Origin of the sequence: Paenibacillus hemerocallicola, from assembly GCF_006265175.1 — a bacterium.
GTDB lineage: Bacteria > Bacillota > Bacilli > Paenibacillales > NBRC-103111 > Paenibacillus_AB > Paenibacillus_AB hemerocallicola.
In genome coordinates this window covers 82,268-96,437 of sequence record NZ_VDCQ01000007.1, presented here as the reverse complement: position 1 = coordinate 96,437, position 14,170 = coordinate 82,268, and the positions used below count along the sequence as shown (strand labels likewise).

Genomic DNA, 14,170 nt, shown 5'->3' with positions numbered 1-14,170 from the left:
CGAAAAAACGATCGATTTGGAGATGACACGATGAATACGAACAAAAAATGGATACCTTTGCTGCTCGGATCGATCATCCTGACGAGCGCAGGCTGCAGCGCCGACGGCGGCGACAAAGCGCCGTCAACTTCGGCCGCCGCGACGGAAACCAAGCCGGAGCCGGTCACCGTTTCGGTGTTTCAGCAAGGCGCCAACATTACCGACGAGGAGTTTCAAGCTATCGTTGCCGAGCCGGTCAAGAAGAAATACCCCCATATTACGGTAGAGCTCGTTCGCGCCGACAAAGACAAAACGCCGCAAAATTTGGTGGCGAGCGGCGCATTGCCGGACCTTGTGTTTACGGAATCGCTCGGTTTGAACACGTTCAAAGATTTGAAGGCGATTCAAGATTTGACGAGCCTCCTGAAGGAGAACAACTTCGATTTGAACCGTCTGGAACCGTTCGCGGTCGAAACGATCAAAGCATTCGGCGAAAAAGGCGAATTTTATGCGATTCCGCTATCGGTCAACTTTTCCGCGACGTTTTACAACAAAGACCTGTTCGACAAATTCGGCGTACCTTACCCGAAGGACGGCCAAACATGGGAAGAAATGACGGAATTGGGCAAAAGGTTGACCCGGGTCGAAAACGGACAACAATATTACGGCTTTTACCCGGGCGGCTTAAACCTGATGGCCGGCGAGGCGTCATTGCCGTATTACGACCCGAAAACGCAAAAAGCGACTTTGACGGGGGACGGATGGGCGCGGGTATTTCAAACGTATAAAGCCGTTTGGGATATTCCGGGCAATCAGGTGACGGGCAACAACATTACGACGTTCAATCGGGACCGGACAATCGCGATGATGGCCGACTTCGGGGCCCGGTTAGGCGAATTGGAGACGCTGCATAATCAAGGAAATCCGATGAATTGGGATTTGACCACCTTCCCGGTATTCAAGGATAACCCGAAAACGGTCGCGGAAACGCAGCTGCACATGCTGTTGCTCTCGTCCGCCAGCAAAAACAAAAATGCGGCCATGAAAGTTTTGGAGGTCGTCACCTCCGACGAAACGCAATTGGAGATGAACAAGCGCGGACGGAAGACGGTTTTGAAAGATCCGAAGATGAAAGAAAGCTTCGGCGCCAACCTGAACTCGTTGAAGGGCAAAAACGTAAACGCCATTTTTTACGGCACACCGGCCGTTCTTCGCTATACCGACAAGTACGCGGTTATCGCCCGCGGTCAGCTTCTTCCGTCCATTACGAAAATCACCCAAGAGGGGCGGGACATCAACACCGTGCTGCGTGAAACGGAGGAGCTGGCGAACAAAAAAATCGAAGAGGCGCTGCGGCAATAAAGGCGAGGACATATGCGAATTCGGATCGTCGCAAGCAAGTAAAGGAAGGGGCGGAGACAAGTATGCATACCGGACAGGAAAAGAAGGCGCCGCGGACAAACGGGCATTTGTATCCGGTCTATTTGGCTCACGAGAAGGACAGCGGACGGCATGCACAGCCCTCCGCTCCTTTTTTGGAGGCGGACGTGCAGTTCCGTAAAAAAAAGACGGCGCTCGAACCGACGAACCACCGGATCGGCTTTATCGCCTATACGGAACGGGACGATTTGGTCGTCCGCGTGGAATACGAGCCGATGGCCGCCGGCGGCGGCGGACAAGGCGAAGTCATCTTGTATTTCGACCGGGGAAGCACGCGCCGCAAGCGGCACAATCTATTCGGGCTTCGCGTGAAGCCGGACGGGAGTCTCGTTTACGAGGAGCATAATTACGAAATCGAAACGTTGGAGCTCCCTCCGGCGATCCGCTATCGGCTCGGCTCGGACGGTAAGCTGCAGCATGCGGAATTCCGGTTCTCGTTATCCCATCTTCGCATCCGCTCGGAGGATGATCGCGTCATCGGCTTCAACGTCGTCCGCATCTTGAATGGGCCCGATTCGGCCAATAATTTGAGCGGCGAATTCGTTTCGTGGTCGGGCATTCCCGGCGACCGGCCGGCGGGAGGGGTCGGAAACGGGGATTTGCTTCTGACGCGGGGACTGGACGACGAACAGATCATCGACTGGAAGGAAAAGGTTCAAGCATACGGCAGCACGCATTTCCTGCAATGGGAGAAACGGGATATTCCGGATGAAATATACGAGCTGACGGCACGCAAACGGCGGGGGTTTACCGGAAGACTCAGTCGCGACGACGTCGCGAACGCTCGAATGAAAGCCGATTCGACCGAATGGGGACGCGCCATGAAGCGGGAAATCGTCGAAATCGCCGATTTTTGGGCGGCCAAAAACGACGACGAGCTGTTCGATCTCGTTCCGGTCGGCAACCCGCGCGCCTTGTCCGTCGGACAGTTTTTCGGCGATCCGCTGCACGGAGGCAAGCGTACCGCTTACCAGGTATGCTTGGAGAGGCCGTATCACTATTACAGTCCGGTTACGAAGACGTGGTGGCATAACGGAATGACATTGACGAACCCGACGACCGGCGAACGAATCGTGCTGGAAGACGACGGAGGCGGCTTCGTCGCGCCGGAAGGATTTCCGAATCCGGGGGTGCGGTATATGTTCACCGCCTCTTACCGGCTGTTCCTGATCTCGATGCTTCTCGGAAAGCCGTATTGCTCCGTGCTCGAGGACAAAACCGTTTGGCCGGAAACGACCGGCGAGAAGTACGCGGCCGCCATCCCGAATCTGGCGTTCGCTTACCAGCTGACGCAAAACCGGAATTATGCGTACAAGGCGCTGCTGCTGGCCGGTCGTCTGGCCGAGCTCGTCCCGTACATGAACGGCAATTACGGCTCCGGGTACTACGACACGGTTCAGATCGCGGAACCGACGACGACCGAGTGTCACTGGCTGGCGGCTTATTTCGACGCGCTGGATCTGCTGTTCGATGCGATCGCGGACGTGGACGGCGATTTGAAGACGCTTTTCGCGGGAAAGCCCGACGCCGAAGGAAAGACGCGGACGAAGCCGTTTTGCGTAAAGACGGCCGTAGACGACATGATCCCGTTCGTACTGTACAGCTGCGAAATCGAGCGGACACGCAATGCGGACTGGTCGCTTCGATATATCAATCTGGAGCTGCTGCTGGCGGGCTATATGGAAAGCGGCAAACTGATGCGCCGCGTGCTGAATGAAGGGCCGTACAGCTTGAAAGCGAAAGTGCGCAACAATTTTTTCCGAGACGGCCGCTACAGCTACGATTCGTTCGGTTATATCGTGCAAATATGCGACCAAGTGACGATGATGGCGAACAACAATTACGGGTTCCGCGACGATGTTTATTTTCCCGAAGCCATCGATATGTTCGAAAATCCGGAATACGGCATCAGCCAAGTTGTCCGGTATTATTCGCGGCTGTACTGCGGCAATTTGACGCCGATGTTCGGCGATACGATAGCCGACAACAAAGAACCGATATCGGACGACCGACGCAAAGGAAAGCTCGTGTACAGTCAGGCCTTCGAAATCGCCTTCGCCCGGATGAAGTCGCTGCGGGGCGTGCTCGGACCGGTCCTGGCGCAATACGATGCGGAGGAGCTGCTGTCGTACCGGGTGCGCAGCCTGTTCCGGACGAACGTGAAACATTCGATGCTCGTGCTGGCGCTGGCGGCCGAATGGGACGAATACCAAGCGTACAAGGGCGGAGGGTCGAACATTCAGCCGTCCTTCTTGGTCGAAGATTCCGAGACGAGCGTCCTGCGGGCGGGTACCGACGCGCGGAACTGCAAACATGTCGTGCTGTACGGACAGCCTTCGGCGGGACATAAACACGGAGATAAACTCGGGTTATGGATCGGCGCTTACGGCTATCATCTGATGTCGGCGGTCGGCGGCTACCCGTTCACATGGCTCAGTCCGAAGTTCGACGCCTGGGAAATTCATTCGGCGGCTTGCACGGTCGCGCTGATCGACGGCAAAAACCAGGAGCCGTCTTATTCGAAGCTGCGTTGCCATTACGAAGGGGAATGGCTGCAAGTATCGGGAATGGAAAACTCGACCGCCTACCCGGGGTCCCATTACGAGCGGTGGTGCATGCTCGTTCAAGCCCCCGACCTCGAAAACGCCTATGTCGTCGACCTTGTCTATTTGTCGGGCGGCGGTTCGTTCGACTACAATACGATGGGTTTGGACACGTCCCTCGATCAAGTGCGCTTCGAGGGAATCGCGGATGCGGATTGGATTCCGATGAAAGGGACATTGGCCGGCGAGGACGTGCCTCTATACGGCGAGCCGGGATACGGCTGGATGAAGGCGCTGCGCAAAGCGAGAACCGACCGTCCCGTCTCGTGGACGTACCGTTATGCGGGAGCGGGATTGAAAGTCCGCACCGTACCGGACGGGGAGGCAAGGGAAATCATTTGCTGTCTCGGCGAACGGGGCGGAGAGGAGATGGGCAAATCCCGTTGGGAACCGTTCGTCCTGTGGAGGGATGCCGGGGAGGAAGCGGACCGGAGGTCGGTGTTTGCCGCCGTACTCGAGCCTTTCGAGCGAAAGGGCGGAGGCGCGGGAGGCAAAGACGGGGACGGCGAATTTCTCGCCTCCGTTCGACCGTTGACGCTTCGCGGCCATGAGTCCCGATCGGCGCGCTACAAGCCGGTAGGGATGGAAATCCGATATCGGGACGGACGGCATAAGGACATCGTAATCGCCGTGCACGAAGAGGGAGGCAAAGCGGCTTTCGTCGACTCCGACGGCTCCGAATACACGACGGACGCCAAAGCTCTGCTTGTCCGCTATCGGGATGGAGTTCCGATAGCGCTGGAAGCGGTCGGATGCTCTGTCGTCGCGGGCGATACGTTCGACATCGCCCGCAACGGGCAAACGGTATACGGCACCGTCGTGGCCACAGACCTTGATCGACGCGAGATCCAGGTGGAGCTGTCCGGATCATTGGAAGAAGAATGCATGCGCTGGCTTCCGGGACAAGTGGCGTTGATCGATTCGCCGGACTACGACAAACCGTCGTCCTATGTCCTGCGGGATGTCAGCAGACAAGGCAACCGGCTGACGTTCCGTTCGGGCATATCGTTGATCAACTTGGACTCCGATTGGAAGCAGCCATACAAACGGATGGGTCTCGGCACGAAGCGGTCGGTGTCATATGAAGGCAAGCCGGTTGTGGTCGACGTGAAACCCGGGGATTCGTTCCGCGTTTGGAATTCGCTGCGCCAGACGTTCCGAAGCCATGATGGACTTGGAGAGGAAGGCTCCGAATGAATCCCGATACGTTAGGAGAGAGGGGCCGGTACGAGGAGGCGAATCCATGAAAATCGGAATCATCGGCTGTGGAAACATTAGCGGCGTTTATTTGAAAAACTTGCCGGCCTTTCCGAACTTAAAAGTGGCCGCTTGCGCGGATCTGGATCTGGAACGCGCCGTGAAGAAGGCGGACCAATTCGGCGTGCCGAAGGCGTGCTCCGTACAAGAGCTGCTCGCCGATCCGGAGGTCGGGATCGTGCTCAATTTGACGATTCCGAAGGCGCACGCGGAAGTAAGCTTGGCAGCTCTGGGGGCCGGTAAGCACGTATACGCGGAAAAACCTCTTGCCGTCACGCCGGAGGATGGCGCACGCGTACTGGAACTGGCTAATCGGAAGGGACTTCGCGTCGGCTGTGCGCCGGATACGTTTCTCGGCGCGGGTATCCAAACGTGCCGCAAGTTGATCGACGACGGTGCGATCGGAACCCCGGTCGCCGCCACCGCTTTCATGATGGGAGCGGGACCGGAGCGGTGGCACCCGGATCCGGCGTTCTTCTTCGAGGAAGGCGCCGGTCCTCTGTTCGATATGGGGCCGTACTATTTGAGCGCGTACATCCATTTATTGGGCCCGATTCGCAGAGTGACGGGATCGGCAGCCGTCAGCTTCCCGGAGCGGACCGTAACGAGCGCGCCCAAGTACGGCACCGTCATCCGGGTGCGGACGCCGACGCATATTGCGGGCGTATTGGACTTCCGGAGCGGGGCCGTCGGTACGCTGATCACCAGCTTCGACATCAAGGGAGGCTCCGATCTCCCGCGTATCGAAATATACGGGAGCGAAGGAACGCTTCGGGTGCCGGACCCGAACCGATTCGGAGGTCCGGTGCTTTTGCGAAAACCGGGCGCTGACGAATGGGAGGAAATGCCGCTGACGCACGATCACGCCGACAACGGGAGGGGGTTGGGGCTCGCCGATATGGTCGACGCGATAAGCGGCGGCACGATGCACCGGGCGAGCGGAGAACTCGGTTACCACGTACTGGAAGCGATGCACGGCATCCTTGAGGCTTCCTCGACAGGCGCCCACCATGAGATGCGCAGCGACTGCCCGAACGTAAAGCCTTTGCCCGCCTGCAAAAGCCCCTGGAAATAAGGGGTTTTTGCTGCGGGATATATGACTATCCGCCCGGTTAACCGTATGTCCGAGTGCGATGATAGTAGAACATATGGCTATTTCTTCTATTTTTCGCGGAGCTCATATTAGAACAAAAAATGATATATTTGTGCTGAATCGGCCATAGTTATCGTTTCCGGGATTCGTTATTCTTAGAAAGAATGCCTTGTCACGGATGGTTTGTCGACAATCGTCGATGGCGACAAATCTTATGGAAACCGAAGGGAATGATTTTGTATGGCGATCGAAGCGGACCTCTTGCATAATTGGATCGGCGGAACGTGGCAACCCGCCTCGTCGGAGAACGTGCAGGCGGTGGAAAACCCGGCGACCGGCGAGACGATCGCTTACGTACCTATCTCCGAAAAATATGACGTCGACCGCGCAGTACGAGCGGCAAGCGAAGCCTATTCGGAGTGGCGCAGCGTTCCGGTGCCGAAGCGAGCCCGGTTCATGTTCCGTTACCAGCAGCTGCTGGTTGAAAACTGGGAGGAACTGGCGCGGCTGATCACCCGGGAAAACGGAAAAAGTTATGCGGAAGCGTACGGCGAAGTGCAGCGGGGGATCGAATGCGTCGAATTCGCCTCGGGCGCGCCTACGCATATGATGGGAAGCGTCCTTCCGGACATTGCGTCGGGACTGGAATCGGCCATGTACCGGTATCCGCTTGGCGTAGTCGCAGGGATTACGCCGTTCAACTTTCCGATGATGGTACCGTGCTGGATGTTCCCGCTCGCTCTCGTATGCGGCAATACGTTCGTGCTCAAACCTTCGGAACGGACGCCGTTGCTCGCTTGCCGGTTGGCGGAACTTTTGCAGCAGGCCGGCGTGCCCGACGGCGTATTCAATATCGTACATGGCGGGGCGGATGCCGTGAACGCGCTTCTGGAAAACGCCGGCGTAAAGGCCGTTTCGTTCGTCGGTTCCCAGCCCGTTGCCGAATACGTATACCGAACCGCGGCTGCGCACGGGAAACGCGTCCAAGCGCTCGGCGGCGCCAAAAACCACTCTATCGTTTTGCCGGATGCGGATATGGAGCTCGCCATTAAAGAAATTACGAACGCCGCGTTCGGATCGGCCGGCGAAAGATGCATGGCGTGCTCGGTCGTCATCGCGGTCGGAGATTCGGCCGATGCGCTGGTCGAACGGTTGACGTCGACGGCGAAGCGTCTGTCCGTCGGAAACGGGGCAGATCCTTCCACGTTTCTGGGACCCGTCATACGCGACTCGCATAAACAACGAACCGTCGATTATATAGCCGAAGGGAAACTGGAAGGGGCCGAGCTGCTGCTGGACGGCCGCGACCATCCTGCCGCGCGATCGGAAGGGCATTTTCTCGGGCCTACAATCTTCGATCATGTAAAGCCGGGACAAAAAATAGGGAATGAAGAACTGTTTGCGCCCGTATTGTCCGTCGTGCGTGCCAACGATCTGAACGAGGCGATCGGCATCGCCAACCGTTCGGAATTTGCCAACGGGGCATGTCTGTATACGAACAGCGCAAAAGCGATTCGGGAGTTTCGGGAAACGATCGATGCCGGCATGATCGGCATTAATGTCGGGGTACCGGCGCCGATGGCCTTTTTTCCGTTTTCGGGATACAAAAAATCGTTTTACGGCGACTTGCATGCAAACGGAAAAGACGGAATCGAATTTTATACGCGCAAGAAAATGATCGTCGCTCGGTATTGAGTTCCAGGCGGAAAGTTGCGTTTATCCCAATTAAGGAGGAATCAACGATGGATGTCCATTTTTCCTGGTTTACGCCCACTAATGGCGACGGCTCGTTTATCGGTCTTAAGAAGCCGGAGCGAGAGCCGAATCTCGACTATTTGATCCGCATCGCCCAAACGGCCGAAAAAGCCGGATTCTGCGGCATACTCGTGCCGGTCGGCACGCCCTATCTCGATTCGTGGATGGTCGGATCGGCGCTCATTCATCATACGAAGCATATACGTCCCTTGATCGCGATTCGACCCGGCTTTATCGCTCCTTCCTTGTCCGCCAAAATGGCATCGACGCTCGACCAGTTCAGCGACGGCCGAATCGACATCAATATCGTGACCGGAGGATCGCCGCATGAGCTCGGGCAAGACGGCGATTTCATTCCGCACGACGAGCGGTATGAACGGGCGCGAGACTTTTTGCAAGTGATGAACAAGCTTTGGGAGCAACGCGGCATCGACTACGAAGGCACCCATTACTCGATCAAGGACGGTACGCTCGTGCCGCCGAACCGGCAAAGCAAAATACCGATTTATTTCGGAGGATCTTCGGATGCCGCGAAAGACATCACGGCCCGGTTCGGCAACGTATATTTGCAATGGGGGGAACCGATCGAGCAGGTACGCGCCCAAATCGAGGATGTGCGCCGCCGGGCCGCCTCCTACGGACGGACGCTCGAATTCGGGATCCGCATCCATGTTATCGTTCGCGATACGGAACACGAAGCATGGGAAGCCGCGGAAAAGCTCGTATCCATGATCGATCCGGAAGTGGAGTCGCGCATGAAGAACTACTACCGGGAAACCGACTCCGAGGCGCAAAGAAGGATGAACGGGCTGCTGCACGGCGACTTCCGATTCGGCAAATACAAATGGGCTGGCATCGGGAGAGTTCGCAAAGGAGCGGGAACGGCAGTTGTCGGTACCCCGGAGCAAGTGAAACAAGGTCTGGAGGAATATATGGACGCGGGCGTCAATCATTTCATCCTTTCGGGATTTCCACATCTGGAGGAGGCTGAACGGGTCGGAGAGCTTTTGCTGCCATTGTTCCGTATAGATATGCCTCGAGCTTCCATCTAGGATCATTTCCTAGACTACGTGGAGAGAAGGGACGGAGCATTTTTTTCTTTTCGCGAAATATCCGCGGGGGTCACGATTAAAGCGTCTGCACTATAAGCGGAATTCAGGAATTATACAGCGATAGAGCGAAGTGAATCTATTGCAGTAGCCGCCCGATGGAAAGGGCAACTGGTCAAATAGCATCGTCCCGGTCCGACCACTTTCATTGACCGTGGCATCAGAGGCGCGAACGTACAAACAATTCGTGCTTTTAGTGCCATCTGTCGCTATAATGAGAGAAGCTTTTGGAAGAAAGGATGGGAGATTTGTGCGAAGAGACGTATTGCCCGGGCGGTTTCCTTGGGAAGAGGAAGAAGATTCAGCGCTCCTGATCAAGCTGGCCAACAAATCGATCCGCAGGGAAATCGAGGTAAACTTGCGGCCGCTGCAGATGACGCCGCAACAGGCACAGGCGCTGCGGGCGTTGTCGGTTCAGGAGGGACTAACCAATTCCGAATTGGAGCTGCAGTTATTTATTGACAAGTCGAGCGTAACCAGCCTAATCAACGGCATGGTCGCGCGGGAATGGGTAATTCGACGAGAAGATCGGACCGATGGGCGCCGCAAACGAATTTTTTTAACGGATTTGGGACGGACGCTTGTATCGTGCTCTGCCGAAATCGCCGATCAGGTGAAACGCCGCGCCAGCCAAAATTTGAACGAGAAGGAGTCCGTATTATTAAGAGAACTGCTTCGGAAGGTCATTCAAGTTTACGAACCGGCAAGCGGGGGGCTTGACAAGAAAGAAAAACCGGAGTAATATCTCAATATCCACTATATCCTTCTTAATCTATCGGAATTAACGGTGATGGATTGAAACGACCCAATCAAATCGAAATAACCGGAGCAAAACGACTCCCGCACATCATGCGGTTGGCGATCATTCGGTTATGTTTTTACACTCAATTAGTTGGAATTCAAACTAAATAGGAGGTGGCGCAATGACTTTATGGACGGAGTATCCGGATGGCATTATTCAGGTCCGCCTTCCGTTGGGACAACCGCTGCCCTGGATCAACAGCTATTTGATCCAGGGCAAAGAAGGGCTTACCGTAATCGATCCCGGCCCCCGTTCGGAAGCGGCCATTGCCATTTGGCATCAGGTATGCGAACGGTTTGGCTATCAGTATACGGATATTGGTCAAATTGTGCTGACGCATCATCATCCCGATCATTATGGACTTGCGGGGTGGCTGCAGCAGCATTCTGGAGCACCGGTACGTATGACCCGCGCCGGCAACGAACAGGCGGACGGATTGTGGGGACCGGGCCGCCCGCTGGCCGCCCGTATCGCGGCGCTGTTCGGCGAGCACGGTTTGCCGCAATCGCGACTGCATGAGGTGCTGGACCATTTTGCAGCGGGTACTGCAGGCGTCGAGCCGCGACCGACGGTTACCGAACTGTCGCTCGGCGAGCGACTGCGGATCGGTGACCGTTCTTTCGAAGCAATAGACACACCGGGGCATGCGGCCGGACATGTCAGTTTGTACGGAGAGGAGTCGGGGGTATTGTTGTGCGGCGACCTGGTGCTGCCGGAATCGTTGCCCAACGTCAGCTATGTGCCAGGATACGATGTTGATCCGATCGCCAGTTTCACGGCTAGTTTGGAGCAGGTGGAAAGTTTGCCGGTACGGCTCGCCTTGCCTGGCCATCAAAATCCGTTCAGCGCATTTTCCGAGAGATTGGTCGCACTGCGTAAGCTCCATAGCGAGCGGCAGGAGAAGATCGAGCAGTCGCTCGGCACCGAGGCAGTCGATGCATACGAGTTGTCCCAGCGCGTATTCGGACAGGCGGTCTCTGTGCTGCAGCTGCGGTTTTACTTGGGCGAGACGATCGCCAGATTGCATCACGCCGTACAGAGAGGGAAGGTAAAGTCGATTCGAAGCGAAGGCGGAACGGGATACGTCCGCATATATCCCAATTAGACATCAGGAGGCGAAAGAAAAGGCATGAAACGAGCTTATGCATGGTGGAGGTTGGCCGCGGCGCTGCTGGCGCTGCTGGTTCTTGGGGCTTGCGGAGGGAACGAATCGCCAACCGGTTCGGCGGAAGCGCCGGCAGACTCGGGAGCCGCGTCGGGCGGCACGAAGGACAAAGTCCTTTTTATCGGTACGGTCAGCGAGCCAGGCACGGTCAACCCGATCAATCCGATCGGCGGCAATGTCGCTTATGTGATCAACGGCATTTTTAACGATGCGCTGTTCGACATGGATGACAGCTATTCGTTTTCGCCCAAGCTGGCTGAGTCGATGGAGACGACGGACAATCAGACGTTCGTGTTCAAGCTGAATCCGAAGGCGGCCTGGAATGACGGAACTCCGTTTACGACCGAGGATGTTGCATTCACGCTGCAAACGGCATTGCACGCGAAGGTGGATACATACCACAACTTCAATTTTTTAGAGGGCGTCAACCAGGCAGGCAAGCTAGAGGAGGGACAGACGGAAATAAGCGGGTTGAAGATCATTGACGCCCGCACGTTCTCGATCCGCACGAAGCAGCCGATAAACCGAATCGTGATCCAGGACCGGTTCGCCGCCAGGCTGCACTTTATTCCGAAGCATGTGCTGAAAGATGTCGCGCCGGAGCAAATGAATGTCCATCCTTACTTTCAGAACCCGAATGTGACGACTGGCGCCTTCCGATTCGTGGCGTTCAAAAAAGGGGCTTACCTGGAATTTGCGCGCAATGAGCATTATTACCGCGGCATCCCCAAGGTGGACAAGGTGTTTGTGAAAATCGTGCCTGCGGCCAATCTGGTCGGTCAACTGGAAACCGGCGAACTGCATATGAATTCAAATGGGGGCGTCATTCCGATCGCCGACTTTGACCGGCTGAAAAGCTTGAACGGCCTAGCGGTGGACGTCGGGGAGCCGTCGAATGCCAATCAGCTCATTTTTAACGTCAAGGCGGTGCCGTTGAAAGTCAGACAGGCGATTCCTTACGCGCTTAACAGGAAAATGATTGTGGACAAGCTGTTCCAGGGCCAGGCGGAAATCGTCGACGGAGTCGTACCTTCCAACCACCCCAACTACAACAGCTCGCAACCGACATTCGAATACAATCCGGAGAAAGCGAAACAGCTGCTGGCAGAGTCGGGTTGGGATATGAACCGGCCGTTGTCGTTTTACGTGCCGACCAATGACAAGGGGCGCGAGCTAGCCGCCGAAATCGTAGCCCAAAACTTGCAGGCGGTCGGTCTGAAAGTCAACCTGCAGAAGTTCGACTTCGCCACCATGCTGCAAAAGATCAAAAAAGTGGACTATGAGATGGCGATATTCAGCCGTTCCACGACAGTCGATCCCAGCTTTTATTTCTCTAACTGGTACAACACCGGGGGAGGCAACAACTGGTTCAACTATTCGAATCCGGAGATGGACCAACTGATCGCCGAAGGAGAACGGGAGGTCGATCCGATCAAGCAAAAAGCGATTTACAACAAGGTGCAGGAACTGCTGCTGCGGGATTTGCCGACGCTGGGCGTATATTCGGCCAAAGATTTCATGCCCGTATCCAAGAAAGTAAAGGTAGGAAAGCCTAAATCGTTTGGCATGTACAACAATATCTACGAATGGGATTTGTCGAACTGATCAGCACGGGAGGGACACATCGATGAGCAAGCAGCGAAAACTTCGACTTGGCGCTCGGGTGTTTGGAGTCGGCCATTATCGTACGGCATGGAGGCAGCCTGAAGTCGCTCCGGACGGCAATATTGACTTGCCGAACCATGTTCGGCAAGTACAACTGGCGGAAGCTGCCAAATTTGATTTTGTGTTTTTCGCCGACGGCGTCTATGTAAACGAAAAATCGACGCCGAAAGCGCTGAATTCCTTTGAACCGCTGACGCTGCTTTCCGCTCTGGCTGCCGTTACGAAACGGATCGGTCTGGTCGGCACGATCTCAACCTCGTACACAGAGCCGTACAACGTCGCCCGGCAGTTGGCTTCGCTCGACCTGCTGAGCGGCGGACGCGCCGGCTGGAACGTCGTTACGACCGGACAGGAAGGGGCATCGCAAAACTTCGGCAGGGAAAGCCATTACGAGCATGCGGTGCGCTACCGCAGAGCGCGGGAGCATCTGGAGGTCGTGCAGGGATTGTGGAGCTCATGGGAAGAAGACGCCTTTGTGTACGATAAGGAGCGCGGCGTGTTTTTTGATCCGCGGAAGCTGCATGAGCTGAACTATCGCGGCGAGTTTTTCTCTGTGAAAGGACCATTGAACATTTCCCGTTCCAAGCAGGGGGAGCCGGTTATTTTCCAAGCGGGCGGGTCCGAGACGGGCAAAGCGTTTGCTGCGGAGAGTGCCGATGCGGTCTACACGACGCCGGAATCCCTGGAGGAAGCCCGATTGTTTTATCGCGATTTGAAAGGGCGTATGGCCGCGTATGGCCGCGAACCCGATCAATTGTTGATTTTCCCTGGACTGCACCCGTTTGTCGGTAGGACCGAGGAAGAGGCATGGCAAAAATATGAACAGGTCGTCTCCTATATCTCTTTGGCCGATGCGCTGCAGGAACTGAAACTGTTCTTCCCAGCCATCGATTTTACGCAGTATGACCCGGACGGCCCGTTCCCGGAGTTGGGCGATGAAGGCGGCAATCGCTACCGGTATATGTCCGACCGGATCAAGCGGGTGGCGCGCGAGGAAAAGCTGACTTTGCGCCAGACGGCTTTCCGGTACGGAGCGCCCAGCAAAGAGTTTGTCGGCACCGGAGAGCAGTTGGCCGACCGGATAGAAGCGTGGCTGGAAGGGGAAGGCGCCGACGGATTTTTTATTTGGCCGCCGTATCCGACCGGATTGGACGATTTTATCGAGCATGTGGTGCCGGTGCTGCAGCGGCGCGGACTATACCGGGAGGAATACGAGGCCGACACGCTGCGCGGGCAGTTGGGGCTTGACATACCCGCAAGCCGTCACTTTGTGAGGCAGTAACGAGAGCAAGATAGACTGAT

Annotated in this window: 9 protein-coding genes; all 9 read left to right on the top strand. The window is 56.2% G+C overall.

All coding sequences use genetic code 11. The annotated features are described in order from the left end of the window. Nucleotides 1-30 precede the first annotated feature (30 nt). The 9 genes from FE784_RS07205 to FE784_RS07165 all read left to right on the top strand — a co-directional run bounded on the left by FE784_RS07205 (nucleotide 31) and on the right by FE784_RS07165 (nucleotide 14,150). Complete coding sequence (locus FE784_RS07205) at nucleotides 31-1,341, top strand: ABC transporter substrate-binding protein (protein WP_139601466.1); 1,311 nt, start codon at nucleotides 31-33, stop codon at nucleotides 1,339-1,341. Between the two features lie 62 nt (nucleotides 1,342-1,403). Then, nucleotides 1,404-5,219 (top strand): hypothetical protein, encoded by a 3,816-nt coding sequence (locus tag FE784_RS07200; protein WP_139601465.1) that lies wholly within the window; start codon nucleotides 1,404-1,406, stop codon nucleotides 5,217-5,219. Between the two features lie 46 nt (nucleotides 5,220-5,265). After that, entirely contained in the window at nucleotides 5,266-6,354 is a 1,089-nt protein-coding gene (locus tag FE784_RS07195) for a Gfo/Idh/MocA family protein (protein ID WP_176706015.1), read from the top strand. Between the two features lie 258 nt (nucleotides 6,355-6,612). Continuing rightward, nucleotides 6,613-8,067 carry a CoA-acylating methylmalonate-semialdehyde dehydrogenase gene (locus FE784_RS07190; RefSeq protein WP_139601464.1) on the top strand — a complete coding sequence of 485 codons (1,455 nt, stop codon included), beginning with the start codon at nucleotides 6,613-6,615 and terminating at the stop codon, nucleotides 8,065-8,067. A 47-nt stretch (nucleotides 8,068-8,114) separates the two neighbouring features. Continuing rightward, on the top strand, nucleotides 8,115-9,179 hold the full coding sequence (locus FE784_RS07185; protein WP_139601463.1) for an LLM class flavin-dependent oxidoreductase: 1,065 nt from the start codon (nucleotides 8,115-8,117) through the stop codon (nucleotides 9,177-9,179). A 307-nt stretch (nucleotides 9,180-9,486) separates the two neighbouring features. Then, nucleotides 9,487-9,978 carry a MarR family winged helix-turn-helix transcriptional regulator gene (locus tag FE784_RS07180; protein WP_176706014.1) on the top strand — a complete coding sequence of 164 codons (492 nt, stop codon included), beginning with the start codon at nucleotides 9,487-9,489 and terminating at the stop codon, nucleotides 9,976-9,978. Between the two features lie 181 nt (nucleotides 9,979-10,159). Further along, a complete protein-coding gene (locus tag FE784_RS07175; protein WP_139601461.1) occupies nucleotides 10,160-11,143 on the top strand; it encodes an MBL fold metallo-hydrolase in 984 nt (327 codons plus the stop codon). A gap of 24 nt (nucleotides 11,144-11,167) precedes the next feature. Further along, the gene (locus tag FE784_RS07170) at nucleotides 11,168-12,808 is read left to right on the top strand and encodes an ABC transporter substrate-binding protein (RefSeq protein ID WP_139601460.1); all 1,641 of its coding nucleotides are present in this window, start codon (nucleotides 11,168-11,170) and stop codon (nucleotides 12,806-12,808) included. 22 nt (nucleotides 12,809-12,830) lie between these two features. Next, the gene (locus FE784_RS07165; RefSeq protein WP_139601459.1) at nucleotides 12,831-14,150 is read left to right on the top strand and encodes an LLM class flavin-dependent oxidoreductase; all 1,320 of its coding nucleotides are present in this window, start codon (nucleotides 12,831-12,833) and stop codon (nucleotides 14,148-14,150) included. Nucleotides 14,151-14,170 lie beyond the last annotated feature (20 nt).